At 74.5% G+C, this 24,819-nt stretch carries 24 protein-coding genes; 7 read left to right on the plus strand and 17 right to left on the minus strand.

Annotated elements, in window-relative coordinates; genetic code table 11:
* Nucleotides 1–141 precede the first annotated feature (141 nt).
* The 6 genes from E8D37_RS16055 to E8D37_RS16080 form a co-directional block, all read right to left on the minus strand.
* Complete coding sequence (locus E8D37_RS16055) at nt 142–1,758, minus strand: uroporphyrinogen-III synthase (protein WP_136570813.1); 1,617 nt, start codon at nt 1,756–1,758, stop codon at nt 142–144.
* Nucleotides 1,755–2,729, minus strand: coding sequence for a hydroxymethylbilane synthase (gene hemC, locus E8D37_RS16060; RefSeq protein ID WP_240770495.1), 975 nt, complete (start codon nt 2,727–2,729; stop codon nt 1,755–1,757). The genes E8D37_RS16055 and hemC overlap by 4 nt, the downstream gene beginning before the upstream one ends.
* Nucleotides 2,726–4,099 (minus strand): glutamyl-tRNA reductase, encoded by a 1,374-nt coding sequence (locus E8D37_RS16065; RefSeq protein ID WP_136570814.1) that lies wholly within the window; start codon nt 4,097–4,099, stop codon nt 2,726–2,728. The genes hemC and E8D37_RS16065 overlap by 4 nt, the downstream gene beginning before the upstream one ends.
* On the minus strand, nt 4,096–4,788 hold the full coding sequence (locus tag E8D37_RS16070; protein WP_136570815.1) for a redox-sensing transcriptional repressor Rex: 693 nt from the start codon (nt 4,786–4,788) through the stop codon (nt 4,096–4,098). The genes E8D37_RS16065 and E8D37_RS16070 overlap by 4 nt, the downstream gene beginning before the upstream one ends.
* Nucleotides 4,789–4,998: 210 nt before the next feature.
* Complete coding sequence (locus E8D37_RS16075; protein ID WP_240770496.1) at nt 4,999–5,259, minus strand: glutaredoxin family protein; 261 nt, start codon at nt 5,257–5,259, stop codon at nt 4,999–5,001.
* Complete coding sequence (locus E8D37_RS16080) at nt 5,256–6,863, minus strand: class I adenylate-forming enzyme family protein (protein ID WP_136570816.1); 1,608 nt, start codon at nt 6,861–6,863, stop codon at nt 5,256–5,258. Before E8D37_RS16080 ends, E8D37_RS16075 begins: the two co-directional genes overlap by 4 nt.
* 158 nt (nt 6,864–7,021) lie before the next feature.
* On the opposite strand from E8D37_RS16080, the gene E8D37_RS16085 reads away from it, so the two are divergent.
* The 3 genes from E8D37_RS16085 (at nt 7,022) to E8D37_RS16095 (ending at nt 10,424) form a co-directional block, all read left to right on the plus strand.
* Nucleotides 7,022–7,930 carry an HAD-IB family hydrolase gene (locus E8D37_RS16085; protein ID WP_136570817.1) on the plus strand — a complete coding sequence of 303 codons (909 nt, stop codon included), beginning with the start codon at nt 7,022–7,024 and terminating at the stop codon, nt 7,928–7,930.
* A gap of 204 nt (nt 7,931–8,134) precedes the next feature.
* A complete protein-coding gene (locus E8D37_RS16090; protein WP_240770497.1) occupies nt 8,135–9,034 on the plus strand; it encodes a sigma-70 family RNA polymerase sigma factor in 900 nt (299 codons plus the stop codon).
* A 148-nt stretch (nt 9,035–9,182) separates the two neighbouring features.
* Nucleotides 9,183–10,424 carry a DUF5667 domain-containing protein gene (locus tag E8D37_RS16095; protein ID WP_136570818.1) on the plus strand — a complete coding sequence of 414 codons (1,242 nt, stop codon included), beginning with the start codon at nt 9,183–9,185 and terminating at the stop codon, nt 10,422–10,424.
* A 47-nt stretch (nt 10,425–10,471) separates the two neighbouring features.
* On the opposite strand, the gene E8D37_RS16100 is transcribed toward E8D37_RS16095, so the two are convergent.
* The 5 genes from E8D37_RS16100 to E8D37_RS16120 form a co-directional block, all read right to left on the minus strand.
* Complete coding sequence (locus tag E8D37_RS16100; protein WP_240770498.1) at nt 10,472–11,725, minus strand: lysophospholipid acyltransferase family protein; 1,254 nt, start codon at nt 11,723–11,725, stop codon at nt 10,472–10,474.
* Entirely contained in the window at nt 11,718–12,773 is a 1,056-nt protein-coding gene (locus E8D37_RS16105; RefSeq protein ID WP_136570819.1) for an NAD-dependent epimerase/dehydratase family protein, read from the minus strand. The genes E8D37_RS16100 and E8D37_RS16105 overlap by 8 nt, the downstream gene beginning before the upstream one ends.
* A 42-nt stretch (nt 12,774–12,815) precedes the next feature.
* The gene (locus E8D37_RS16110; protein ID WP_008356322.1) at nt 12,816–12,917 is read right to left on the minus strand and encodes an AURKAIP1/COX24 domain-containing protein; all 102 of its coding nucleotides are present in this window, start codon (nt 12,915–12,917) and stop codon (nt 12,816–12,818) included.
* A 133-nt stretch (nt 12,918–13,050) separates the two neighbouring features.
* A complete protein-coding gene (locus E8D37_RS16115) occupies nt 13,051–13,257 on the minus strand; it encodes a helix-turn-helix domain-containing protein (RefSeq protein ID WP_136570820.1) in 207 nt (68 codons plus the stop codon).
* A gap of 256 nt (nt 13,258–13,513) precedes the next feature.
* Entirely contained in the window at nt 13,514–14,704 is a 1,191-nt protein-coding gene (locus E8D37_RS16120; protein ID WP_240770499.1) for an acetoin utilization protein AcuC, read from the minus strand.
* A 183-nt stretch (nt 14,705–14,887) separates the two neighbouring features.
* Here E8D37_RS16120 and trpS point away from each other — a divergent pair, with 183 nt between their 5' ends.
* Complete coding sequence (gene trpS / locus E8D37_RS16125) at nt 14,888–15,943, plus strand: tryptophan--tRNA ligase (RefSeq protein ID WP_136570821.1); 1,056 nt, start codon at nt 14,888–14,890, stop codon at nt 15,941–15,943.
* A gap of 64 nt (nt 15,944–16,007) precedes the next feature.
* Here the strand turns inward: trpS and proC are convergent, their stop codons facing one another.
* From proC to E8D37_RS16155, 6 genes are all read right to left on the minus strand, one after another.
* Nucleotides 16,008–16,808 (minus strand): pyrroline-5-carboxylate reductase, encoded by an 801-nt coding sequence (proC, locus tag E8D37_RS16130; RefSeq protein ID WP_136570822.1) that lies wholly within the window; start codon nt 16,806–16,808, stop codon nt 16,008–16,010.
* A gap of 220 nt (nt 16,809–17,028) precedes the next feature.
* Nucleotides 17,029–17,961 carry a proline dehydrogenase family protein gene (locus E8D37_RS16135; protein WP_240770500.1) on the minus strand — a complete coding sequence of 311 codons (933 nt, stop codon included), beginning with the start codon at nt 17,959–17,961 and terminating at the stop codon, nt 17,029–17,031.
* A gap of 109 nt (nt 17,962–18,070) precedes the next feature.
* Nucleotides 18,071–18,811 carry an ABC transporter permease gene (locus E8D37_RS16140; RefSeq protein ID WP_136570823.1) on the minus strand — a complete coding sequence of 247 codons (741 nt, stop codon included), beginning with the start codon at nt 18,809–18,811 and terminating at the stop codon, nt 18,071–18,073.
* Nucleotides 18,808–19,608 (minus strand): ABC transporter ATP-binding protein, encoded by an 801-nt coding sequence (locus E8D37_RS16145; RefSeq protein WP_136570824.1) that lies wholly within the window; start codon nt 19,606–19,608, stop codon nt 18,808–18,810. The genes E8D37_RS16140 and E8D37_RS16145 overlap by 4 nt, the downstream gene beginning before the upstream one ends.
* 36 nt (nt 19,609–19,644) lie before the next feature.
* On the minus strand, nt 19,645–20,442 hold the full coding sequence (locus E8D37_RS16150) for a sugar phosphate isomerase/epimerase (RefSeq protein ID WP_136570825.1): 798 nt from the start codon (nt 20,440–20,442) through the stop codon (nt 19,645–19,647).
* A gap of 19 nt (nt 20,443–20,461) precedes the next feature.
* A complete protein-coding gene (locus E8D37_RS16155) occupies nt 20,462–21,409 on the minus strand; it encodes a Ppx/GppA family phosphatase (protein ID WP_136570826.1) in 948 nt (315 codons plus the stop codon).
* A gap of 895 nt (nt 21,410–22,304) precedes the next feature.
* Here E8D37_RS16155 and E8D37_RS16160 point away from each other — a divergent pair.
* From E8D37_RS16160 to E8D37_RS16170, 3 genes are all read left to right on the plus strand, one after another.
* Nucleotides 22,305–23,090 (plus strand): hypothetical protein, encoded by a 786-nt coding sequence (locus E8D37_RS16160; RefSeq protein WP_136570827.1) that lies wholly within the window; start codon nt 22,305–22,307, stop codon nt 23,088–23,090.
* Between the two features lie 247 nt (nt 23,091–23,337).
* On the plus strand, nt 23,338–23,976 hold the full coding sequence (locus E8D37_RS16165; RefSeq protein WP_136570828.1) for a VOC family protein: 639 nt from the start codon (nt 23,338–23,340) through the stop codon (nt 23,974–23,976).
* 22 nt (nt 23,977–23,998) lie between these two features.
* The gene (locus E8D37_RS16170; protein ID WP_240770501.1) at nt 23,999–24,817 is read left to right on the plus strand and encodes a class I SAM-dependent methyltransferase; all 819 of its coding nucleotides are present in this window, start codon (nt 23,999–24,001) and stop codon (nt 24,815–24,817) included.
* Nucleotides 24,818–24,819: the final 2 nt, after the last annotated feature.

Here is a 24,819-nt window from a genome sequence, read left to right on the forward strand (position 1 = left end):
CTCCGGGGTCGTGTCAGGACCCGTCGGAGCGGCGTGCCGGACCGGCGGGTGCGACCGGGCGCCGCGGGGCGGCGGCACCCGGTCGCAGGGTGCTGGTGCTGGTGCTGCGGGGTGGTGCTGCGAGGTGGTGCTGGTGCGGCGTCAGCGCGAGGACGTGGCCTTGCGCCGTGCCGACGGCTTGCGGTCCGAGGGCCGGGTGACCGGGAGGCCCTGCTCGACCATCGCGGCCCGGCGGGCGGAGCCGAAGTCGGCCAGCGCGTCGGTGAGCTCCTCGATGCTCGGCTTCGCCGCGAGCACGTCGACCCGCAGGCCGTGCTCCTCCGCGGTCTTCGCGGTGGCCGGGCCGATGCAGGCGATGATCGTCGAGGCGTGCGGCTTGCCGGCGATGCCGACCAGGTTCCGCACGGTCGAGGACGACGTGAACACGACCGCGTCGAACTTGCCGGTCTTGATCGCCTCGCGGGTCGGCGCCGGCGGCGGGGCGGCCCGGACGGTGCGGTAGGCCGTCACGTCGTCCACCTCCCAGCCGAGCTCGACCAGGCCGGCGGCCAGCGTCTCGGTGGCGATGTCGGCGCGGGGCAGGAAGACCCGGTTGATCGGGTCGAGGTCCTCGTCGTACTCCGGCCAGTCCTCGAGCAGCCCGATCGAGGACTGCTCGCCCTCGGGCACGAGGTCGGCGCGCAGGCCCCAGGCCGCGATCGCCTGGGCGGTCTTCTCGCCCACGGCCGCGATCTTGAGACCGGAGAAGGAGCGGGCGTCCAGGCCGTACTCCTCGAACTTCTCCCGGACCGCCTTGACGGCGTTGACCGAGGTGAAGGCGATCCACTCGTAGCGGCCCTCGACGAGGCCGCGCAGGGCCTTGTCCATCTGCTGCGGGTTGCGGGGCGGCTCCACCGAGATGGTGGGCACCTCCTCGGGCACCGCGCCGTAGCCGCGCAGGCGGGAGACCAGCGTGCCGGCCTGCTCCTTGGTGCGGGGCACCAGCACGCGCCAGCCGAACAGCGGCTTGGTCTCGAACCAGCTGAGGGTGTCGCGCAGGCCGACGACCTTGCCGATCACGATGATCGCCGGCGGGGCGATCCGGGCGGCACGGACGTCCTCGGCGACGTGCTCGAGGGTCGAGGAGACGGTGGCCTGCTCGGTGGTCGTGCCCACGCGGGTCACGGCGACCGGGGTGTCGGCCGAGCGGCCGGCCGCGATCAGGGCGCGGGCGGTGTCGCCGATCTGGCCGACGCCGGAGAGCAGCACGAGGGTGCGGTCGTCGGCGTAGCGAGACCAGTCGACCGTCCCGTCGCAGGTCACGACGGTGACCTCGCGGTGGTCGCGGGTCGTCAGCGGGATGCCCGCGTAGGCCGGGACGCCGGAGATCGAGGAGACGCCGGGGACGATCTCGAACCCGATGCCGGCCTTCGCCACCGACTGGGCCTCCTCGGGGCCCGAGGCGTAGGTGAACGGGTCACCGGCGAGGAGCCGGACGACCCGGAGGCCCTTCTTGGCGTGCTTGAGCACGACCTTCGCCCGCGCGGCGTGCGTGAGCGGCTGGCCGTCCTCGCCGAAGCCGCCGTCCACGACCTCGGGGCAGCCCTCGCCCAGGAGACGGGTGACCATCTCGACCTGCTCCGGCACCTCGGTCACCACGACCTCGGCGCCGCGCAGCAGCTCCACGGCGCGGACCGTCAGCAGGTCGGGGTCACCGGGGCCGCTCCCCACGAACGAGACCCAGCCGTGCGGCGTGGGCGACTCGGTGGTGCGCGTCATCGTTCTTCCACCTGTTCTTCCTGCGTGTCATCCGGACCTGGCTGGCCCAGCTGTCCTGCCCCGTCGGCGAGCATCTCTGTCGCCAGCCGGGTGCCGACGCCGACGGCGTCGGAGAGGGGGCCCGCGGCCGAGCTGCGCACGGCCAGCGCCCCGTCGGGCGAGAGCGCGACGGCCCTCACCCAGAGCTCGTCCCCGTCCTCGCCCTCGACGACCTCGCCGAGCGCGCCGATCGGCGCCGAGCAGCCGCCCTCGAGGGTCGAGAGCACCGCCCGCTCGGCGAGCACGCAGGCGCGGGTGCCCGCGTCGTCCAGGTGCTCGCGCAGGGCGGCGAGGAGGTCGGTGTCGGACTCGCGGCACTCGACCGCCAGGGCGCCCTGGCCGGGGGCCGGCAGCACCTGGATCGGGTCGAGGGTCTCGGTGACGACGTCGAGCCGGCCGATCCGGGCGAGGCCCGCCCGGGCGAGGACGACGGCGTCGAGCTCGCCGGAGGTCACGTACCCGACCCGGGTGTCGATGTTGCCGCGGATCGGCACCATCTCCAGGCCGAGGCCGAGCGCGGCCACCTGCGCGGCGCGCCGCGGCGAGCCGGTGCCCACGCGGCTGCCCGGGGTCAGCTCGCCGAGGGTGAGCCCGTCGCGGGCCACCAGCACGTCGCGGGAGTCCTCCCGCGGGGGCACGGCGGCCAGGGCGAGTCCCGGGTGCGCGCCGGTCGGCAGGTCCTTGAGCGAGTGGACGACGAGGTCGACCTCGTCGGCCAGGAGGGCCTCGCGCAGCGCGGAGACGAAGACGCCGGTCGCGCTGGAGCCGACGAGGCTGGTGTTGCTGGCCTGGCTGCGGTCGCCGTCGGTGGTCACCTCGACGAGCTCGACCTCGCGGCCGAGGGCCGCGCGCACCAGGTCGGCCACGTGGCCGGACTGGGTGCGGGCCAGGAGGGAGCGGCGGGTGCCCAGCCGCAGGGGGCGCTCGCTCACGCGTCACCCCCGGCGGGGGTGGTGCCCGGCGAGGGCATGTCGGGGCGGGTGACGGCGGTGACGGCCTCGGGGTCGAGCGAGAACAGCTCGGCGAGCGCGGCGGCGTAGGAGACCGCGCCGCCGGAGTTCGCCAGCTCGCGGACGCGGACCGTCGGCTCGTGCAGGAGCTTGTCGACGACCCGGCGCACCGTGTGCAGGACCTCGCCCCGGGTGCGCTCGTCCAGCTCCGGCAGGCGGCCCTCGAGGCGGGTCATCTCGGACTCCACCACGCCGGTGGCCATGGTGCGCAGCGCGACGACGGTGGGGGTCACGGACGCCTGGCGCCGCGCGGTGAGGAAGGCCGCGACCTCCTGGGTGACGATCTCGCGCACCGCGTGGATCTCGGCGGCGGCGTCCGAGCCGTGCACCTCCGAGGCCAGCGAGGCCAGGTTCACCAGGGTGATGCCCTCGACGGAGCCGGCGTGCGGCTCGACGTCGTGCGGCAGCGCCAGGTCGATGATCGTGAGCGGGCGGCCGTCCGGGCGGGCCCGGCGCAGCATCTCCGCGGTGACGACGGCGCCGGTCGAGCCCGTGCAGGTGAGCAGCAGGTCGACCCGGCCGAGCTCGGCCTCGAGGTCGGCGACGGGCGCGGGGCGGCCGCCGTAGGCCTCGGCCAGGCGCTCGGCGCGCGCCGGCGTCCGGTTGAGGACGACGAGGTCGCGGACGCCCTCGCGGTGGACCGTGGCCGTGGCCAGGCCGGCCATGGCACCGGCACCCAGGACGGCGACGCTGATCCCGGCGAGCGGGCCGGCGCCGTCCGCACCGTCCGTGTCGTCCGCCGCGGTACCTGCCAGCGGCAGGGCCGCGCCGGCCTGCGCGAGCGCGGCGCCGACGAGGGTCGGGGCGGCCCGGTCGATGTCCGTCTCGGCGCGGCTGCGCTTGCCGACCCGCAGCGCCTGCTGGAAGAGGGAGTTGAGCGCGGGGCCGACGGTGCCGAGCTCCTGGCCCACCCGCAGCGCCTCGCGGGTCTGGCCGAGGATCTGGCCCTCGCCGACGGCCATCGAGTCCAGGCCGGCCGCGACCTGGAAGAGGTGCGAGACCGCGCCGTCGTCGTAGTGGACGTAGAGGTGCGGGAGCATCGTCTCGGTGCGCTCGCCGGCCCGCTCGACGAGCAGGCTGCTCAGCTCCTCCACGGAGCCGTGGAACCGGTCGACGTCCGCGTAGAGCTCGAGCCGGTTGCAGGTCGAGATGATGGCGGCCTCGGTGACGTGCGCGCAGTCGGCGGCCTGCTTGACCAGGGCCGAGACGGCACCCGGGTCGGAGGCGGCCACGCGCTCGAGCAACGAGACGGGTGCGGTGTTGTGCGAGATCCCGACGACGAGGACGCTCATGCCAGACCCCTCTCCAGGTCCTGCTCGTTCTCCTCGGCCTGGGCCTTCCGCTGCTCGTGGTAGGCCAGGATCTGGAGCTCGATCGAGAGGTCGACCTTGCGGACGTCCACGCCCTCGGGGACGGTCAGCACGGTCGGCGCGAAGTTGAGGATGTTGCGGACGCCCGCCCCGACCAGCGAGTCGGCCACGGACTGGGCCGCCTGCGCGGGCGTGGCGACGACACCGATGGTGACGCGGTGCTCGGCGACGACCTCGGCGAGGTCGCCGAAGGACCGGACGGCGAGGCCGCCGACCACGTCGCCCTGACGCTGCGGGTCGGCGTCGAGGAGCGCGACCACCCGGAAGCCGCGGCTCCGGAACCCGGAGAAGGTGGCCAGCGCGTGGCCCAGGTTGCCGATGCCGACGATGACGACGGCGTGGTCCTGGGTCTGGCCGATCTCCCGGGCGATCTGGTGGCGCAGGTAGTCGACGTCGTAGCCGACCCCGCGCGTGCCGTAGCTGCCCAGGTACGAGAGGTCCTTGCGCAGCTTCGAGCTGGTGACGCCCGCCGAGACGGCGAGGTCCTCCGAGGAGCAGGTCGCCGTGCCGGCGTCCGCGAGGGCGGTCAGCGCACGCAGGTAGAGCGGGAGCCGCGCGACGGTGGCCTCCGGGATGTCCCGGCCCGCCTCCGTGGGGTTCCGCTCCGACACTGGTCCACTCCCTGCCAGCCGGGCGCGGAACAGGGATCGGTGCGACCCCCCGGCGCTCGGCGCGATCACTGTAGGAGTTCGTGAACGCAGGAACAAAACGCGTGAGGGCCCACTCTCGCCACAGAGGTACCACAGGGTGGACGGCGGGGGGCGGGCGGGGGTGCCCTGGTCGGCCGCGCCGAGCCGGGCCCGCGCGGCCCGGCGCACCGCTCAGCGGTCGAGCGCGGCCCGCAGGCGGACGGGGTCGACCCGCCAGAAGTCGTGCTGCCGCCCGTCGACGAAGGTCACGGGCACCTCGTCGGTGAACCGGCGGACCAGCTCGGGGTCGGTGTCGACGTCCACGGTGTCGTAGGACTCCCCCGTCTCGGCGCAGACCTCGGCGACCACGGCCTCCGCCACCTCGCAGAGGTGGCAGCCCGCGCGCGTGTAGAGGCGGACGCGGGGGGCCGGCGCCCCGTCCGCGCCGATCACGAGAACAGCTCCGTGTCCCGTCGGCGCGCGGCCGCCCGCAGGATGCCCTTGCGCACCTTGCCGGTCACGGTCATCGGCAGCTCGTCGACGACCGCCACGTGGGCGGGCTGCTTGAACCGGGCGAGCCGGCTCGCGCAGTGGGCGCGGACCCGCTCGGCCAGCGCCGCGGCGCCCGCCTCGTCCAGGCCCGGGGCGAGGACGTAGGCCACGACCGCCTCGCCGGTCCGGGCGTCGGCGACGCCGACCACGGCCGCGGCGCGCACGCCCTCGACGTCGAGGATCACCTCCTCGACCTCGACCGGGTACACGTTGAAGCCGGAGACGATGACGAGGTCCTTGACCCGGTCGACGAGCCAGAGGTCGCCCTCCTCGTCGAGGAAGCCGACGTCGCCGGTGTTCCACCAGCCCTCGGGGCCGGGCCCGTCCGCGCCGTCGGGCCAGTAGCCGGAGAACAGGTTGTCCCCGCGGATGAGCACCTGCCCGGGGTCGCCCGGCTCGGGGGCGCGGCCGGCGCCGTCCTCGAGCCGGATCTCCACCCCGGGGATCGCCGCGCCCACGGAGCCGGCGTGGTTGTGGACCGAGCAGAGGGTCGAGGTGACCACCGGGGCCGCCTCGGTGAGGCCGTAGCCCTGGTGCACCGGCACGCCGGTGAGCGCGGTGACCTCCTCGACGAACGCCGGCTCGAGCATGGAGGAGCCGGAGAGGAGCAGCCGGACCGGCCCGAGGCGCTCGGCGAGGTTCTCGGCGGTGCGCCACTGCTGGAGGACGACGGGGGCGATGGGGACGACGCTGCACGCCTCGTCCTCCACCAGCTCCAGGGTGTCGACGGGGTCGTAGGCGGTGACGAGGACCAGCCGCGCACGGTGCCGCAGCACCGACCCGAGGACGGCGCCGAGCCCGTAGACGTGGAAGAGGGGCAGGACGCCGAGCACGACGTCGTCGCCGTGGATGAGCGGCGGGTCGACCTGCGCGAGCTGGTCGACGTTGGCCAGCAGGGCGCGGTGGCTGAGCATCGCCGCGCGGGGGCGGCCGGTGGCACCGCTGGTGTAGAGGAGCACCGCCAGCTTCTCGGGGTCGAGCACCGGCCGGACGAGCTGGGTGCCGGTGGCCCGCAGGTGGTCGTAGGAGCGCTCGCCGGGAGCGAGGGTGCTGCCGACGAGCACGATCCGGGGCGCGCGACGCACGCCGGGGCGCGGCAGGGTGCCGTCGCCGGCGGCCCGCTCGGCCAGCGCCGCGACCGCGGTCCGCACCGCGCCCACCGCGACCTCGTCGGCGACGACCATGACGGCGCCCGAGTCGGCGAGCGCGTGCTCGACCTCGGCGGGCGAGCTGCGCGGGTTGAGCGGCACCGCGACGGCCTGGATGCGGAGCACCGCGAGGTAGGTGGTGACGAATTCCAGCCGGTTGGCCGAGGCGATCGCGACCCGGTGCCCGGCCACCAGCCCGGCGGCGACCATGCCGTGCGCGACGCGGTTCGTCTCGGCGTCCAGCTCGGCCCACGTGACCCGGCGCCCGCCCGACTCCACCACGGCGACCCGCTCGGGCGCCTCCCGCGCCGCGGAGGCCAGGAGGTCGGTGAGGTCGGCGACCGGGCTCGCGGGCATGGAGGCCACTCTGCCACGCCGAGCGCGCCCGCAGGGGTCCCCTTCCCCATCGGACCGCGACGTTCCCTACCCCACCGTGGGGACGCTGCACGACGCCTGTCCGGACTGGTCCGGTCGAGGGCGTCCCACGCCATGCCGCCGGGGCCTACAGTGAGCGCGTGGCAGCACCCTCGGAGCGGCGGTCGTCGGAACGCCGACGCCTGCTCGACCTCAAGGCACGGTCCACGCTCGCGGGCGAGGCCTCGGCGGCGTCGGCGGAGGTCGAGCGTGCCCTGGAGGACGCGGCCGACCCGCGCGCCGCGGCGTTCTTCGACGTCGACAACACGATCATGCAGGGCGCGAGCATCTTCCACCTCGCGCGCGGCCTGTACCGCCGCGAGTTCTTCACGACCCGGGAGATCGCCTCGGCCGCCTGGAAGCAGGCCTACTTCCGCGTCATGGGCGTGGAGGACCCCGAGCACGTCGCCGACGCCCGCAACTCGGCGCTCCAGTTCATCGCCGGCCACACCGTGGCCGAGCTCGAGGAGCTGAGCGAGGAGATCTTCGACGAGGCGATGGCGCACCGGATCTGGCCCGGCACGCGGGCGCTCGCGCAGATGCACCTGGACGCCGGCCAGCGGGTCTGGCTCGTCACCGCCGCCCCCGTGGAGATCGCGCGCATCATCGCCGGCCGGCTCGGCCTCACCGGCGCGATGGGCACCGTCGCCGAGCACGAGAACGGCGTCTACACCGGCCGGCTCGTCGGCGACATGCTGCACGGCCCCGCGAAGGCCGAGGCCGTCCGGGCGCTGGCCGAGCGGGAGGGTCTGGACCTCGACCGCTGCTCCGCCTACTCCGACTCGGCCAACGACCTGCCGATGCTCACCCTGGTCGGCGACCCGTGCGCGGTGAACCCCGACCGGCGGCTGCGCAAGCACGCGAAGGAGCACGGCTGGCGCGTCCGTGACTACCGCACCGCGCGCAAGGCGGCCCGCGCCGGGCTGATGGTCGGCGCGGCCGCCGGTGCCACCGCCGGAGCGGCCGCCGGCGCCGCGGCCGCCGCCGGCGCCCTGCGCAACCGCCGCTGACCCTCCCGCCGGCCCTCCCGCCGAGCTCAGTGCACACGAGTGGCCGGGCGGCGGTCGGCGACACCCGGCCGGGCATGGCCCGAACGGACTACCCCCGCTCGACGGGCGGTCAGGTTTCCCGCGAGGCTGTTCCGGTCGGGACGGATGACCCTTACAGTCGATGAACGCTCTGGGGGGAGCGTCGAGTGGGAGGGACAGCTGTACATGGCGGTGGACGCCACCCAGGTGGTGCGCGGGCTCGAGGGGCTCCGCGCCCTGCACGCACGCGTGCTCGCCGCCGTCACCGACGGCCTCTGGACCCCCAGCCTCCCCCCGACGCCCGCGCTCGCGCTCGCCGGCCCCGCCGGTTCCCCCGCGCCGCGACCGCGTCCCGGCGCCCGCGCCGACCTCGTCCTGGGCGTGCTCTCCGAGGCCCTGTCCGGCGGCGTCCAGGTGGGCGGCTCCCCCGGTGACCCGGTTCCTGGGTCGGGACCTGCAGCGGGCCAGGGATCGGGCCAGGGCTCAGCCGGTGACGACTCCGACCTCGCGGCGTCCTCGGAGACCTCCGCCGCCGACCGCGAGCGGCTCATCGCGCTGGTCGAGCTGGCGCGCAAGGGCGACGCCGAGGCGTTCGGGCTCCTCTACGACCACTACCAGTCGTCGGTGTACCGGTTCCTCTACTACCGGACCCGCTCCGTGCAGCTGGCCGAGGACCTCACGTCCGAGACCTTCTTCCGGGCGCTGCGCTCCATGCAGGGCTTCCGCTGGCAGGGCCGCGACTTCGGCGCCTGGCTGATGACGATCGCGCGCAACCTCGCCACCGACCACTTCAAGGCCAGCCGGACGCGGCTCGAGCTCACCACGGAGGACATGGGCCTCCACGACGACGCGGACGACGCCACCCCCGAGGCGCTGGCGCTGGAGGGGCTCACCCACGAGGTGCTGGTCGACGCGCTGCGGCAGCTGCCCGACGAGCAGCGGGACTGCGTGGTGATGCGGTTCCTCCAGGGGCTCAGCATCGCCGAGGTCGCCGAGGCCCTCGGGCGCAGCGAGGGCGCCGTCAAGCAGCTCCAGCTGCGGGGCGTGCGCAACCTCGCCAAGCTCATGCCGGAGGGCATCCGATGAGCGCCGGGCTGCACGTGACGCACGCCACTGCGGGGCGGGCCGTAACCGTGTACCCGGGCGCGTCGTTGAGCAGCGTGCCGGGTCTCCCCCACCCGGTCGCGGGGTCCGGTACGCCGCACCCCGTCGCTCCCAGGAAGGGAACCCGCTGATGAGCCCCGTCTTCGCCGCACGGCGTCGAGCCGAGGAGTTCGACGCGATCGTCGAGGCCGCCCTCGCGGGTCGCCCTGTGCCCGACCCCCGCTACGCCGAGCTGGTCGGCGTCGTCAGCGCCCTGCGGACGGCGCCCCCGCCGCCGCAGCGTCCCGCGTTCGCCGGCGAGCTGCGCGAGCGCCTCATGGCCGCCGCCGCCGTCGAGCTCGTCCCCGGCAAGGAGGCCGCGGCCGACCCGCTGCGCCTGGGCGGCACCCGCACCACCGGTCGCCGCGACCGGCGCATCGCCGTCGCCGTCGGTGGCCTCGCCGTCCTGGGCGCGACGACGTCCGTGGCGGTGGCCGCGCAGTCCGCGCTGCCCGGCGAGGCCCTGTACCCCGTCAAGCGGGCCATCGAGAACGTCCACTCCGACCTCACCGTCGGCGACACCGCCAAGGGCGAGGTCCTGCTGGCGAGCGCCAGCGACCGCCTCGCCGAGCTCACCGAGCTGTCGAAGCAGGGCAAGGGCACCGGCGCGGCCGCGGACGAGGTCCTGGCCGACTTCCGCGAGCAGACCGAGGCCGGCAGCGCGCTGCTGCTCGGCGACTACGCCAGCAGCGGCGACGCCGAGACCATCACCCAGCTCCAGGCCTGGACGGTCGAGAGCATGGACTCGCTCAACACCCTCGCCGACCTCCTCCCGGGCCAGGCCGACGCCGCCCTCGTGGCGGCCGGCGAGGTGCTCACCGACCTCGACGCGCAGACCAGCAAGCTGTGCCCGTCCTGCACGGGCGGGTCGCTGGTCGACGTCCCGTTGTTCCTGTCCAGCAGCGTCGAGGACCTCACCGACGGCAGCCTCGTCGAGGGCATCACCGTGAAGCCCGCGGCCGGCGGCGGCACGAAGAAGGGCTCCGGCTCGAAGAGCACCGGCGGCGGCACGGCCGAGGGCTCCACCACCGGCGGGGGCTCGGGGACGTCGTCCTCCGACTCCGGCAGCAGCGGTGGCTCCGGGTCCACCACCACGCAGGACGACCCGGTCTCCGTGCCCACGGCCCAGGCCACCGGTGGCGGGCTGGTCAGCGACCTCGGCGACACCCTCACCGGGGGTGCCAGCGCCGGCAACGGCGCCGGTGCCGTGGTCAGCGACGCGACCTCGGCCGTCGGCGAGGTCGTCGACGGCGCCACGTCGGCGGTGGGCGGCGTGGTGGACGACGCCACCTCCGGGATCGGTGACCTCACCGACCCGCTGCTCGGCAACTGAGCCGCCACTGAGCAGCCACTGACCAGCCCAGCCGGCCGGTCAGCCGCTCAGCTGCCGAAGACGGACCGGCGCTCCATGAGCAGCCGGTAGAGGGTCTGCTGGATCGACTCGCGGACCTGGTCGGTGACGTCGAAGACCAGCATCGGGTCGTCCGCCGCGCCCTCCTCGAGCTCGTCGGTGCGCACCGGCTCGCCGAACTCCATCAGCCACTTGCTGGGCAGCGGCACCATGCCGAGCGGGCCCAGCCACGGGAAGAGCGGGGTCACGGGGAAGTACGGCACCCCCAGGATGCGCGCCAGCGTCGGCATCGAGGACAGCATCGGGTAGATCTCCTCGGCGCCCACGACCGAGAGCGGCACGATGGGCGTGCGGGTGCGCAGCGCCGCGGAGACGAAGCCGCCGCGGCCGAAGCGCTGGAGCTTGTAGCGCTCCGAGTACGGCTTGCCCAGCCCCTTGAAGCCCTCGGGCCACACGCCCACCAGCTCGCCGCCGGCGAGCATCCGGTCGGCGTCCTCGCTGCAGGCCAGCGTCGCGCCGCCCATCCGCGCGAGCTGCGCGACGAGGGGCGTGCGGAAGACCAGGTCGGCGCCGAGCGGCCGGACGAAGCGCCCGGTGTGGTCGTGGACGGTCACCATCGTCATCAGGCCGTCCCACGGCAGCGTGCCGGAGTGGTTGGAGACGATGAGGGCACCCGAGTCCGTCGGGATGTTCTCGATCCCCCGGACCTCGATCCGGAACCACTTGCTGGCCATCGGCCGCAGCGCGGTGAGGAAGAAGCGCTCGGTGACCTCGGGGTCGAAGCCGTACTCGTCGACCGCGTAGTCGCCGGTCAGCCGGCGGCGCACGAACGCCAGCAGCCGCGCGAGCTCGTCCTCCCAGTCGGGGCCGAGCACCTCCTTGGCCGCCGAGGTGAGCGCGGCCATCAGCTCGGCCGGGGAGACCGCGCCGAGCGGGTGCCGGTCGGCGGTCGTCGTCCCGGACGTGGCGGTGCCGGCGTCGTCCGCATCGGGGGCCTCGGAGGCCGGGGCGGCGGGCTCGGGGCCGGAATCGGCGGTGGCCGCGTCGGGGGCGGCCGGGGCCGTGTCCTCCACGGGCCGGGGGCCGCCGATCGACTCCTCGTCGACCCAGCCGTCGTGCGCGCCGTCCTGCGTGGCCCGGGGGGCGGTGGGACGCCCGGTGGAACGGTCCGCCGGGGGCCGACCGCCGGGGGCGAGGCCGCGCGCGGCGGAGGAGGGGGTGGTGCCGGTGCCGCGGCCGGGTCGGCCGCGCGTCCCGATCGGGATGATCTCGGCGTCACCCACGGGTGCCGCCCGCGGGGACGAGCCGGCCGAGGGCGTCGAGCGCCTGCTGCGCGCCGGCCTGGGCGGGCGCGAGCACGGCGTCGAGGGTCGGGCTGAGGGTGGAGCCGAAGTCCGCGAGGGCGTCCTCGGTGGAGAAGCCCGGCTCGAAGCCGAGCACCTCGCGCATCCGGGTGGTGTCCACACCCCGACCATAGGTGAGGAACGCCAGCTGCTCGGGCGAGAAGTCGGCGACGTGCGCGCTGCGCAGCACCTGGCCCAGACGTCCCACGGCGAAGCCGGGCATCGGGACCATCGGCCGGCCCAGCCGGCGCAGCGCCTGCGAGAGCACGACGACCCCGTCGCCGGCGACGTTGACCGTGCCGGTCGCCCGGCCACGCTCGTCGCCCACGGCGCCGAGGCGCAGCACGCGGAAGAGGTCGTCCTCGTGGAGGAACTGCATCCGCGGGTCGTAGCCGAGGACCGTCGGCACCACGGGGAGCCGGAGGTAGGACGTGATGGGGCTCGCGACGTGCGGGCCCACCACGTTGGCGCAGCGCAGGGTCAGGACGCCGACGTCGGGGCGGCGCCGGGCGAACCCGCGCACGTAGCCCTCGATCTCGGCGACGTCCTTGGCGTAGCCCGAGCGCGGGGCGCGCCGGGGCTGCATGTCCTCGGTGAACATCGCCGGGTCACGCGGGGACGCCCCGTAGACGGTGGTCGTCGACTTCACGACCAGCCGCTGGACGGTGCGGGCCCGCTGGCACGCGGCCAGGAGCTGCATCGTCCCGATGACGTTGAGCTCCTTCATCGTGTGCCGACCCCCGGCGGTACCGGGGGTCGCGATGACGCTCATGTGGACGACGGTGTCGACGTCCTCCTTGGCGATCACCTTGGCGATCACCGGGTTGCGGATGTCGACCCGCACGAACGACACGGCGCCGACGTCCCCGCGGGGCGGGACGACGTCGACGCCGATGACCCGGTCGACCTCGGGGTCGGACGCGAGCGAGCGCGCGAACCGCCGACCGAGGTCACGAGAGACCCCGGTGACGAGAACGACGCGCCCCATCCGCAGCCCCCGAACGTCAGCCGTGCTGCTGTGCGCTCGGGCTTACTTGCCGAGCTTGCGACGCTGGACGCGCGTCTTCTTCAGCAGCTTGCGGTGCTTCTTCTTCGCCATACGCTTGCGACGCTTCTTGATGACAGATCCCACGGTGAACCTTTCAGACTCCTGGGTCGCTCCGGGTGCACGGAGGACCGGCCCAGCCTAGCGGGCGGACTCAGGGGCGCAGAATTCCCAGCCGGCGACCGGTGGACGCGGCCCGGGGCAGCCCCGGGCGGTCGGCTCAGCCGGCGTCGTAGAAGCTGCGGCGCAGGTACTCGCTCGCGTCCTCCTCGCGGACGCGGAAGGAGCGACCGACGCGGACGGCGGGCAGGTCGCCGTTGTGCACCAGGCGGTACACGGTCATCTTGGAGACGCGCATCATCTGCGCGACCTCGGCCACGGTCAGGAACTTCGCCTCGGAGATGTCCCCGGACGGGTTGGACGCCATGTGCCACCGCTTTCTCGTGGGCCCGCCCGACGGCTTCCCCACCGTCGGCCACGCGGGCTCGTTGTGCGGGAGCCTAGTGCCTGATGTGACTGGTGGGGAAGGCTGGACCTGATTCTTAGCCAAGGACTCGGCGTGTCGAGTTGATCTCGTACCCAGATCGGCGTTCAGGCACTCGCTGTCAAGAACCCGAGGGGTCACTTCGACCCCAGTTTCCTCGGTGGGCCAAGGCCCCCCACATGCAGGGTCAGGGCATCGATCAGGGCATCGGGTCGAGCCCGTGCAGCGGGAACAGCGCCATCCGGGTCTCGTGGACGGCCGCATCGAGCCACTGGGCGGGGTCGTAGCCCTGGGACCAGGGGCGGTACTCCGGCGTCACGCCGTCCGTCATGAGCGTCGGCCCGGCGAGTCCGAAGCGCTCGTCGACGTACCGCAGCCACGCGGACGGCACCTCGGCCTCCGGGGGCAGCGGCGCCCCGGCGACCTCGGCCAGCAGGTGCGTCCAGGTGCGGGGGACGACGCCGACCAGCTCGTAGCCACCGCCGCCGACCGCGACCCACCGGCCGCCGGCCGTGGAGTGGGCGAGCTCGTGCAGGGCGGCGTGCGTGGCCCGCTGGCCGTCGACGGAGAGGCCGAGGTGGGTGAGCGGGTCGCGGGAGTGCGAGTCCGCGCCGTGCTGGGAGACCAGGACGTCCGGCTTGAACTCGGCGAGCAGGTCCGGCACCACCGCGTGGAAGGCCCGCAGCCAGCCGGCGTCCGCCGTGCCGGGCGGCAGCGCCACGTTCGCGGCCGAGCCCTCGCACCCGCGCCCGCCCGTGTCCGCTGGGAAGCCGGTGCCCGGGAACAGCACCTGGCCCGTCTCGTGCAGGGAGATGGTGAGGACGCGGGGGTCGTCCCAGAAGATCCGCTCCACGCCGTCCCCGTGGTGCGCGTCGACGTCGACGTAGGCGACCCGCTCGGCGCCGTGGTCCAGGAGCCAGCGGATGCCGACGGCCACGTCGTTGTAGACGCAGAACCCGCTCACCCGGTGCGGCATCGCGTGGTGCAGGCCGCCGGAGATGCTCGCGGCGTGGCCGGCGTGACCCTCCCAGACCTGCCGGCAGGCCTCCACGGTGGCGCCGACGACGTGCGCGCCGGCCTCGTGCATCCGGGAGAAGACGGGGTTGTCCTCGGTGCCGATGCCCAGCCGCTCGTTGGCCTCACCGGTGCGGCCGGCCTCCTTCACCGCCGTGATGAGGCGCGGGAGGTGGATGGTGGAGAGGAGGTCGTCGTCGGCGACCGGGGCGTCGACCAGGCGCAGCGCGCGGGGCCCGGAGAAGACCCCGAGCTCGTGCGCCAGGCGCATCGTGAGGTCCACGCGGACGGGCGACATGGGGTGGGCAGGCCCGAAGTCGTACTGGGTCAGCGAGTCGTCGAACACGGCGACCGCGGGCGTCTGGCACTCGGGCACACCCGCACGCTACCGCTGGAGTACGCTGCAGACGTGCTGCAGTTCACGCGATCCCTGGACTGGTGGCCCGCCTGAGGCGGCCACCAGGGACTCACAGCACCCACGCACGGCCGCCCACGGGCGGCCGTTCGCGTGTCCGGGGAAGAGCCCCGGCCCGGTCGCCCCGGGCCGAGAGGACCTCTCATGACCACGCTCGCCACCACCGGTGCCGCCACCGCTGCCACCACTGCCGCCCGGCCGGCGCCGGGAGCGCTCGCCGCGGTGCCCGACCGCCGCCTGTCGCTGCTCAAGCCGACCGGCCGGCTGACGCTGGGCAACTACCTGGGCGCCCTGCGGCCGATGGTCGCGGCGCAGGACGCGCTGCCCGACCCGTCCGCCCAGTGCTTCTACGGCATCGCGGACCTCCACGCCCTCACCGTCGAGCACTCCCCCGAGGAGCTGCGCTCCCGCAGCCTCGAGCTCGCCCTCACGCTGCTCGCCGTGGGGCTGGAGCCCTCGACGCTGTTCGTGCAGTCCCACGTGCCGGCGCACCGCCAGCTCTCCTACCTGCTGGAGTGCGTGGCCTCGACGGGCGAGCTGAACCGGATGATCCAGTTCAAGGAGAAGGGACGCGGGGTCGACTCGACGCGCACCTCGCTGTTCACCTACCCGGTGCTGATGGCCGCCGACATCCTGCTCTACTCCCCCCGCCAGGTGCCCGTGGGCGAGGACCAGCGCCAGCACGTCGAGCTCACCCGCGACCTGGCGCTGCGGTTCAACCGCACCTACGGCGAGGTGTTCGTGGTGCCCGAGATCGCCACCCCGGCCGCCGGGGCGCGCGTGATGGCCCTGGACGACCCGACCCGGAAGATGGGCAAGACCGGCTCGCAGGAGGCGGGCACGATCCACCTGCTCGACGACCCCGACACCATCGTCCGGAAGGTCTCGCGCGCCGTCACGGACTCCGAGACCGGCCCGGACGCCGTGCGCCGCGACCGCGACGCCAAGCCCGGCGTCACCAACCTGCTGGAGATCCTGGCCGCGTGCGGCGGGTCGGCCGCCGGCGTCACCACCTACGGCGCGCTCAAGCGGACCGTCGCCGACGCCGTCGTCGCCGAGCTCGAGCCGGTGCAGGCGCGGTACCGCGCGCTGGCCGCGGACCTCACCCACGTCTCGGCCGTCTACGCCGAGGGGGCGGCCCGGGCGCGGGCCGTCAGCGAGCCCGTCCTCGCCGCCGCGACGGCCGCCATGGGGTTGTGAGGGCTGCTGGGTGGCGGGCCGGCCGGGTGGGCCGGCGGGCTGCCGGCCGCTGGTGGTGGCGGGGTCAGCTGCCGAGGGCGGCCGAGCGGTCGCGCGCTGCCTCCATCGCGGCGAGGAAAGCGGCGCGGACGCCGTGCACCTCGAGCTCGCGCAGCGCGGCGGCCGTGGTGCCCGCCGGCGAGGTGACCTGCTCGCGCAGGACGGTCGGGTGGGTCCCGGTCTCCTTGAGCATGGCGCCGGAACCGACGAGGGTCTGGACGACGAGGTCGGTGGCCGTGGCCCGGGGCAGGCCGAGGTGCACCCCGGCCTCGATCATCGACTCGACCACGAAGAAGACGTAGGCCGGGCCGGAGCCGGAGATGGCCGTCACGGCGTCCTGCTGCTTCTCCGGGATGCGCACGACCTTGCCGACGCTCGCCATGAGCGACTCGGCGTAGGCGAGCTGCTCCTCGGTGACGCTCGAGCCGCCGGAGACCGCGGCCATGCCCTCGTCGACGAGCGCCGGGGTGTTCGGCATGACCCGCACGACCGCGACGCCCTCGGGGACCCGCGACTCGACGAAGGCGGTGGTGATGCCGGCGGCGAGGCTGACGAGCAGCTGGCCGGGGCGCAGGGCCGGGGCGATCTCGTCGAGGACGGCACCCATGTCCTGCGGCTTGATGACGAGCGCGACGGTCTGCGCGGCGCGCGCGGCCTCGAGGTTGTCGACCACGCGAACGCCGTAGCGCTCCTGGAGCTCGGCCGCCCGCTCCGGTCGGCGCTCGCCCACCAGGAGGTCGGCGGGGGCGTGCCCCGAACGGACCAGGCCGGAGATGAGGGTCTCCCCCATCACGCCGGCCCCGATGACGGCCGTCTGCTCGCTCATGGGGCCTACTGTCGCCGGTCCGCCCCGCCGACCGCACCTCGGGTCACCTGCTGGACCCTCCCGGGGTCGCGGACGTCATACGTCTTGGTGCGTCTCACGGCCGATTCGTATGACGTCCCGCGGCTGCTGCAGCCTGCCGTCACCGGACGTCATCCGTCCAGGCTCGTCCCACGGCCGGTTCGTCTGACGTCCCGGGGCAGCCAACGAGGGCGGCCGCCCGTCAGCCCCGTCGGACGAGACTGGTGAGGAACAGGCGCAGGGACGCGGGGCGCTCGGCGAGCCGGCGGACGAGGTACCCCCACCAGCGCGACCCGTACGGCAGGTAGACGCGGACGGTCTCGCCGGCCGCGGCCAGGCGTCGCTGCTCGACCTCGCGGATGCCGTAGAGCATCTGCAACTCGTAGCTGCCCGGGGCGCGGCCGTGCCGAGCGGCCACGGCGAGCGCGACCCCCACCAGCCGCGGGTCGTGGGTGGCGACCATGGGGTAGCCGGAGCCGCCCATGAGCACCTTGAGGCAGCGGACGTAGGACCGGGCCACGTCGAGGGGGTCGGTGAAGGCGACCGAGGCCGGGGCGGCGTAGGCGCCCTTGCACAGCCGCACCCGGGAGCCCTCCCCGGTGAGCAGCCGGACGTCGCCCTCGGTGCGGTGCAGCTGCGCCTGGACGGCCACCCCGGTCTCCGGGAAGTCCTTGCGCAGCTCGCGCAGCGTGGCGAGCGTGGCGTCGGTGGTGGTGTGGTCCTCCATGTCCAGCGTGACCGCGGTGCCCGCGTTCCGGGCGGCGCGGCAGATCGTGCGGGCGCGCTCGAGGCTGGCGCGCTGGCCGCCGGGCAGTCCCTGACCCAGCGCGGACAGCTTGAGCGACACCTCGGCGCCGGGGGCGAGCCCGCGCTCGACCAGCCCCGTGAGGAGCGCGCGGTACGCCTCGACGGTCGCCTCGGCGTCCTCGGTGCTGGTGACGTCCTCGCCGAGGTGGTCCAGCGAGACGGTGAGTCCCTCTGCCTGGAGCGCGGCCGCCGCGTCGAGCGCGTCCTCCAGCCACGGCCCGGGCACGTACCGGGCGACCAGCGCGGCCGTCGCGGGCACGGACGTGAGCGCCTGGCGGGCGCGGTCGTTGCGGGCCAGCATCAGGAGCGGGGCTCGCAGCAGGGGCATGTGACCCACATTACGGGCACGGAACGGGCAGGGCGCGCCCTGTTCCGGGGGTCCGGCCTCGAGGTTCAGCCTCCGGGGTCCGGCCTCAGAGCTCGGACAGAAGTTTCGGTCAGGGAGTGCGACGCCGCAGCGTGGCCGCGCCGAGCACGAGGCCGGCGAGCGCGAAGCCGGCGACCACGGCGAGGTCGCCGAGGACCTCCCCGAGGCCGGGGTCGGGCCGGGTGAGCAGGTCCATGGCGTCCACGGCGTAGGAGAGCGGGAGGACGTCGGAGATCGCACCGAGGACGCCGGGCAGGGCGTCGCGCGGCACGAACAACCCGCACAGCAGCAGCTGCGGGATGACGACCAGCGGCATGAACTGGACCGCCTGGAACTCCGTGGTCGCGAAGGCCGAGACGAAGAGCCCGAGCGCGGTGCCCAGGACGGCGTCCACGACGGCCACGAGCAGGAGGAGCCACAGCGGGCCCTCGACGTCCAGGCCGAGGAGCCCGACGGCGACCCCCACCGCCAGCGCCGACTGCACCACCGCGGTGAGCGCGAAGGCGGCGGCGTAGCCGAGCAGGAAGTCGACGCGGCCCATCGGCATCGCCAGGAGCCGCTCCAGCGTGCCCGAGGAGCGCTCGCGGAGCGTGGTCACCGAGGTCACCAGGAACATGACGGTGAAGGGGAAGATCGCGAGGAGGGCGGGGCCGATCCGGTCGAAGGAGTCGCCCGCGACGTCCGAGAAGACCCACCACAGCAGGACGATGAGCATCGTCGGGAGGGCCAGCAGCATGGCGACGGTGCGGTGGTCGCGCCGCAGCTGGGTGAGGACGCGGGCGGCGACCGCGCCGGTGACCGGGGCGCTCATGCCGCGCCTCCTTCCGTCGGGGCGTCGTGGACCAGGGCGAGGAACGCCTCCTCGACGCTGGCGACCCCGGCGGCGGCCTTGACCGCGGCGGGGGTGTCGTCGGCGATGACCCGGCCCTCGCGCATGAGCAGGAGGCGGTCGCAGCGCTCCGCCTCGTCCATGACGTGGCTGGAGACGAGCACCGCGGTGCCCGGCTCGCCGTCGGCACCGGCGGCGAGGCGGTGGAAGAGGGCCCAGAGGTCCTGGCGGAGGACCGGGTCGAGGCCGACGGTGGGCTCGTCGAGGACGAGGAGGTCGGGCCGGCGCAGCAGGGCGACCGCCAGGCTCACGCGGGAGCGCTGGCCGCCGGAGAGCCGACCGACCACGTCGTCGCGGTGGCCGGCGAGGTCGACCTCGCCCAGGACGCGGTCGACGGCCGACGTCCCCTCCCCTCGCCGCAGGCCGAGGACCCGCGCGAAGAAGCGGAGGTTCTCGGCGACCGTGAGGTCGTCGTAGACCGCGGCCGCCTGGGTCACGTAGCCGACGCGCTCGCGCAGCCCGGCGCTGCCCGCGGGCTCGCCCAGGACCGTGACGTCCCCGCCGTGCGTGCGCTGGACGCCGACGAGCGCCCGCATGAGCGTCGACTTGCCGCACCCCGACGGGCCGAGGAGCCCCGTGACGCCGGCGCCCACCTCGAGGTCGAGGCCGTCCAGGACGGCGCGGCCACCGCGCCGCACCACGAGGCCGCGGACCTCCACGACCCCGCGGGCAGCAGCGTGCCGTGGCGGCGGGGAGCCCGGCTGCTGCTCGCTGGTCATGACGGCTCCTCGCTGGTCATGGGACCAGCCTCGTCCTCAGGCGCCCTCGACGGCAGGGGCGAAGTGCTCGCGGGCGAACGCCAGTGACTCGGCGAGGTCGGCCTCGCGCTCCTCGCGGGAGTCGCAGCGGCGGGTGTTGATCTCGAGGACGATGTCGCCGTCGAAGCCGCTGGTGGCGATCTGCCGGAGGAACTCCGCGGCCCGCATCGAGCCGCGGCCGGGGACGAGGTGCTCGTCCTTGGCGGAGCCGGTGCCGTCGGTGAGGTGGACGTGGCGCAGCCGCTCGCCCTGGGCGGCCGCCATGTCCAGGACGTCGTCGTGCGCGATCGAGGCGTGCGAGAGGTCGATCGTGGTGTGCGCGTACGGCTGGTGGGTGGGGTCCCAGTGCGGCAGGTACATCTCCATGCCGCGCTTCTGGGTCGCCCGCCACGGGTACATGTTCTCGACGGCGAAGACGAGGCCGGTGGACGCCTCGAGCGCCGCGACACCCTCGGCGAACCCCCGCGCGTACTCCTTCTGCCACCGGAACGGCGGGTGCACCACGACCGTCCCGGCGCCGACCTCGTGGGCCATCTCCGCCGAGCGCTCGAGCTTGCCCCAGGGCTCCAGGCCCCAGACCTGCTGGGTGAAGAGCAGGGTCGGGGCGTGGATCGCGCAGATCGGGATCTCGTGGTGCTCCGAGAGCTGCTTGACCGCGGACGTCTGCTGGGAGAGCGCGTCGATGCCGACCATCACCTCGACCGCGTCGTAGCCGAGGCGGGCGGCGTACGCGAAGCCGTGGGCGGTCGACTCGGGGTAGACCGAGGACGTGGACAGGCCGATACGGGTGGGCACGGTGGGTCTCCAGCGCTCCTCAGCGGGAGCGGAACGGCAGCTGGTCGAGGCGCTCGAGGATGATGCCCTCGCGCAGCGCCCACGGGCAGATCTCCAGCTCGGTCAGGTCGAAGATGTCCATGCACGCCTCGGCCACGAGGGCCCCGGGCAGGATCTGGTGCGACCGGCTGGCCGAGACGCCCGGCAGCGCCGCCAGCTCGTCCTCGCCCATGGCGGCGAGCTTGGGGATCCAGTCCGACAGCGTCTTCTTCGGGATGCTCCGGGGCACGAGCATCCCGTCGGAGTAGGGCGCGGCGCCGCAGATGCGGGCCAGGGAGCGGAAGGTCTTGGACGTCGCGACGGCCCGGTCGGGCGCGCCGGCGCGCAGCAGGTGGCCGGCGTCCGCGGCGATGTCGGCCCGGATGCGACGGCGCAGCCCGCGGATGACGTCCTCGTCGATGCTGCCCGCGAGGTGCTCGCGCGCGAGCCTCGCGGCACCGAGCGGCAGCGACCACGCCACCTCCGGCGCCTCGTCCTCGCCGCCGGCGATCTCCAGGGAGCCGCCGCCGATGTCGAAGACCGCCAGCCGACCCGCCGACCAGCCGAACCAGCGGCGGACCGCCAGGAACGTCAGCCGCGCCTCGTCCTCGCCGGAGAGGACGCCGATGCGCACCCCGGTCGACTCGGCGACGTGCTCGAGCACCGCGTCGGAGTTGGTCGCGTCCCGGACCGCCGAGGTGGCGAAGGCGAGGATGTCGGAGCAGCCCTTGTCCTCCGCCACGACCAGCGCCTGGGCGACGAACTGGGTCAGCGCCTTCACGCCCTTGGGCGACACCGCGCCCGCGTCGTCACCCTCCATCACCAGGTGCTCGGCCAGCCGCAGCGGTTCCTTGTAGGAGTACGCCGGCAGGGGCCGCGCCCCGCCGTGGGCATCCACGACGAGCAGGTGACCGGTGTTGGAGCCGATGTCCAGGACGCCCAAGCGCATGGGGCCCACGCTACTCGTCGGCGTCCCTGCGCGCCCGCCCCCTGCGGATCCGCCTCCTCGGGTCGGTGCGGTGGTGTGCTGATGGGCGGTGTGCGTGGGGGTGCTGATGGGCGGTGTGTCAGCAACGTGCCTGGACGCTTGGGGCGTTGCTGGGACACCGCCGCCCGTCCGTGGGGCGACCGGCGGTGTCCCACCAACCCAGCCCGCCACCGACCCGGTTGCTGACACACCGCCGACCCACCCCGCGGCCGACCGGCGGTGTCCCACCAACCGACCCCTCCACCGGCCAGGTTGCTGACTCACCGCCGCCCCGGGACGTCATCCACACCGGCCCTGAGACACACCCAGGCGTATGACGTCCCCAGCCGCCACCGACCGGAGGTGCCCCACCAACCGACCCCTCCACCAACCCGGTTGCTCACACACCGCCGCCCCGGGACGTCATCCACACCGGCCCTGAGACACACCCAGGCGTATGACGTCCCCAGCCGCCACCGACCGGAGGTGCCCCACCAACCGACCCCTCCACCAACCCGGTTGCTCACACACCGCCGCCCCGGGACGTCATCCACACCGGCCCTGAGACACACCCAGGCGTATGACGTCCCCAGCCGCCACCGACCGGAGGTGCCCCACCAACCGACCCCTCCACCAACCCGGTTGCTCACACACCGCCGCCCCGGGACGTCATCCACACCGGCCCTGAGACACACCCAGGCGTATGACGTCCCCAGCCGCCACCGACCGGAGGTGCCTCACCAACCCAGCCAGCCGCCCCACCGGTTGCTCACACACCGCCCACCCACCCCGCGGCCGACCAGAGGTGGCAGAGCAACCCCAGCAGCCACCAACCCGGTTGCCCACGCACCGCCAGTCGGTCCCCTACGCTGGCGCCGTGCCCGAGGTGGACCTGGACTTCGCGCGGACCTGGGTCGAGTTCGTCAACCCCGACGACGACACCGAGGTGCTGCGCTGCGACCTCACGTGGCTGACGTCCACGTGGACGTGCATCTTCGGCCGCGGCTGCGCCGGGATCGACGCCGACAGCCCCGACATGGGCTGCTGCACCCTGGGCGCGCACTTCACCGACAAGGACGACGAGGACCGGGTGGCCGCCTACGTGGCCGACCTGGACGCCGAGACCTGGCAGCTGCGGCCGAGCGTGAAGCCGGGCGGGAAGGTCCGCCGGAAGGACTGGGTCGTCACCGACGACGAGGGCGCCCGCGTCACCCGCACCGTCGAGGTGGACGGTCAGACCGCGTGCGTCTTCCAGAACCGACCCGGCTTCGCCGCCGGCGCCGGCTGCGCCCTGCACGGCCTGGCCCTCCAGCGGGGCGTCGAGCCCCTCACCACCAAGCCGGACGTGTGCTGGCAGCTGCCGATCCGCCGCACGTTCCGCGAGGTCGAGCGGCCGGACGGCACCGCCTACACCGAGGTCGGGATCGGCGAGTACGACCGCCGCGGCTGGGGTCCGGGCGGGCACGACCTCGACTGGTACTGCTCCGGCGCCACCGAGGCCCACGGCGGGAGCACCGCCGTCTACCGCTCGAACGCCGCCGAGCTCGTCGAGCTCATGGGGCAGGCCGCCTACGACGAGCTCGTCCGGCACTGCGAGGCCCACGAGCGCCGTCGGCTGCCCGTCCTCCTGCACCCGGCCGACCCGTCGCACGGCCCGCGCTGAGGCAGCGCAGCTCACGAAAGAGCGGGCACAGCAGGACGCAGCAGGACGCCGCGCGCCCACCCGACCGGGTGGCCGCCGTGCCCCGAGAGCTCTCCGCACCAGCCCTGACGACCTGTCCGAAGACGCCTGGCGCCGCGGCGTCAACCCGACGCGCCGGACACCTCACCGGGCACGGTAAAAAGTCTCGACATCGAGAGACCTCGACCCCGATGTGACCCGACGGGACGACGGTGTCCACAATGCCTGCATGCGCCTGGACCACCTTTCCTACGCCGCTGGACCCGACGGGCTCGAGGGCACCGCCCAGCGGATCGGGACCCTGCTCGGGGCCACGTTCCTCGACGGTGGCATCCACCCCCGCTTCGGGACGCGCAACATGATCCTGCCGCTGGCGGGCTCCATGTACCTCGAGGTCGTCGAGGTGCTCGACCACCCCGCCTCGCAGAAGGCCTCCTTCGGCCAGGCGGTGCGCGCGCGCTCCAGCCTCGGCGGCGGCTGGCTCGGCTGGGCCGTGGCCGTCTCCGACCTCCCGACGATCGAGGAGCGCCTCGGCCGCAAGGCGTACCAGGGCAGCCGGCACCGCCCCGACGGCGTCGAGCTCCGCTGGAAGCAGATGGGCCTCACCAGCACCGCCGCGGACCCGCAGCTGCCGTACTTCCTGCACTGGGAGATCGACCCCGCGCTGCACCCCTCCGTCGGCGCGGACGAGCGCTTCAGCCTCGTGGCCCTCGAGATCGCCGGCGACCCGCAGCGCGTGAGCGACTGGATGGGCGAGCCCGTCGAGAAGCCCCTCGAGGACGTCAAGGTCGAGTGGGTCGCCCCGCACGGCACCCCCGGCATCGTCGCCGTCCAGGTCCAGACCCCGAACGGCCTCGTCCGCCTCTGAGCGGGCGCCCCTGGCACCAGCCGTGAGCGGCCAGGCACCCGAGCGCGGGCAGGACGACGGCCGCGCGACCGCCCCGGAGGGCTCGGGGCCCGGCGCGCAGCCGTGGGCCGGCGTCCCGGACGAGCTGCGCGAGCGGCTGCCGGAGGGCACGCGCCCGAGCCCGAACATCTGGCACCACACCGACGTCTACGAGACCGAGAACCGGGCCTTCGACCCCGACGGGCTCGTCGAGCAGGCGATGCGCGGCGTCCGCGACTGGGCCGGCACCGACGTCCTCGACCTCGGCTGCGGCTCCGGCTTCCACCTCCCGCGCCTCGGGCGTGCCGCCGCGAGCGTGGCCGGCGTCGAGCCGCACCCCGACCTCCGCGCGATCGCCGCCCGGCGCACCCGCCGCCTCGAGCACGTCCGCGTCCTGGAGGGCACCGCCCAGGCCACCGGCCTGCCGGCGGCGTCGGTGGACGTCGTCCACGCCCGCTGGGCCTACTTCTTCGGCCCCGGCTGCGAGCCCGGGCTCGCCGAGGTGGCGCGCGTCCTGCGCCCCGGGGGCACCGCGTTCGTCATCGACAACGACGCCACCCGCTCGACGTTCGGCGGCTGGTTCCGCCGCGGCTACCCGCAGTTCCATGCCCCGGCCGTCGTCGAGGCCTTCTGGGAGGCGCAGGGGTTCGCCCGCGTGCCGGTGCTGACCCGGTGGGAGTTCGAGTCCCTCGAGGACCTCGAGGCCGTCGTCCGCATCGAGCTCCCCGCGCCGGTCGCCGAGGAGGTGCTCGGCGAGCACCGCGCGGCCGGCGCGCCGCTCACCGTGGACTACGCGGTGAACCTCTGGCACCGCACCTGGTAGCG

This window comes from Nocardioides sp. GY 10127 (assembly GCF_004919085.1).
GTDB lineage: Bacteria > Actinomycetota > Actinomycetes > Propionibacteriales > Nocardioidaceae > Nocardioides.

What these genes read in the sequence shown, in the direction of transcription:
- E8D37_RS16165 (WP_136570828.1), top strand. Translation starts at nt 23,338, where the DNA reads ATGCGCCTGGACCACCTTTCCTACGCCGCTGGACCCGACGGGCTCGAG.
- E8D37_RS16135 (WP_240770500.1), bottom strand. Translation starts at nt 17,961, where the DNA reads ATGCCCCTGCTGCGAGCCCCGCTCCTGATGCTGGCCCGCAACGACCGC.
- E8D37_RS16140 (WP_136570823.1), bottom strand. Translation starts at nt 18,811, where the DNA reads ATGAGCGCCCCGGTCACCGGCGCGGTCGCCGCCCGCGTCCTCACCCAG.
- E8D37_RS16080 (WP_136570816.1), bottom strand. Translation starts at nt 6,863, where the DNA reads ATGCCCGCGAGCCCGGTCGCCGACCTCACCGACCTCCTGGCCTCCGCG.
- E8D37_RS16155 (WP_136570826.1), bottom strand. Translation starts at nt 21,409, where the DNA reads ATGCGCTTGGGCGTCCTGGACATCGGCTCCAACACCGGTCACCTGCTC.
- E8D37_RS16115 (WP_136570820.1), bottom strand. Translation starts at nt 13,257, where the DNA reads ATGGCGTCCAACCCGTCCGGGGACATCTCCGAGGCGAAGTTCCTGACC.
- E8D37_RS16095 (WP_136570818.1), top strand. Translation starts at nt 9,183, where the DNA reads ATGAGCCCCGTCTTCGCCGCACGGCGTCGAGCCGAGGAGTTCGACGCG.
- E8D37_RS16145 (WP_136570824.1), bottom strand. Translation starts at nt 19,608, where the DNA reads ATGACCAGCGAGCAGCAGCCGGGCTCCCCGCCGCCACGGCACGCTGCT.
- E8D37_RS16055 (WP_136570813.1), bottom strand. Translation starts at nt 1,758, where the DNA reads ATGACGCGCACCACCGAGTCGCCCACGCCGCACGGCTGGGTCTCGTTC.
- trpS (WP_136570821.1), top strand. Translation starts at nt 14,888, where the DNA reads ATGACCACGCTCGCCACCACCGGTGCCGCCACCGCTGCCACCACTGCC.
- proC (WP_136570822.1), bottom strand. Translation starts at nt 16,808, where the DNA reads ATGAGCGAGCAGACGGCCGTCATCGGGGCCGGCGTGATGGGGGAGACC.
- E8D37_RS16065 (WP_136570814.1), bottom strand. Translation starts at nt 4,099, where the DNA reads ATGAGCGTCCTCGTCGTCGGGATCTCGCACAACACCGCACCCGTCTCG.
- E8D37_RS16105 (WP_136570819.1), bottom strand. Translation starts at nt 12,773, where the DNA reads ATGGGGCGCGTCGTTCTCGTCACCGGGGTCTCTCGTGACCTCGGTCGG.
- E8D37_RS16090 (WP_240770497.1), top strand. Translation starts at nt 8,135, where the DNA reads ATGGCGGTGGACGCCACCCAGGTGGTGCGCGGGCTCGAGGGGCTCCGC.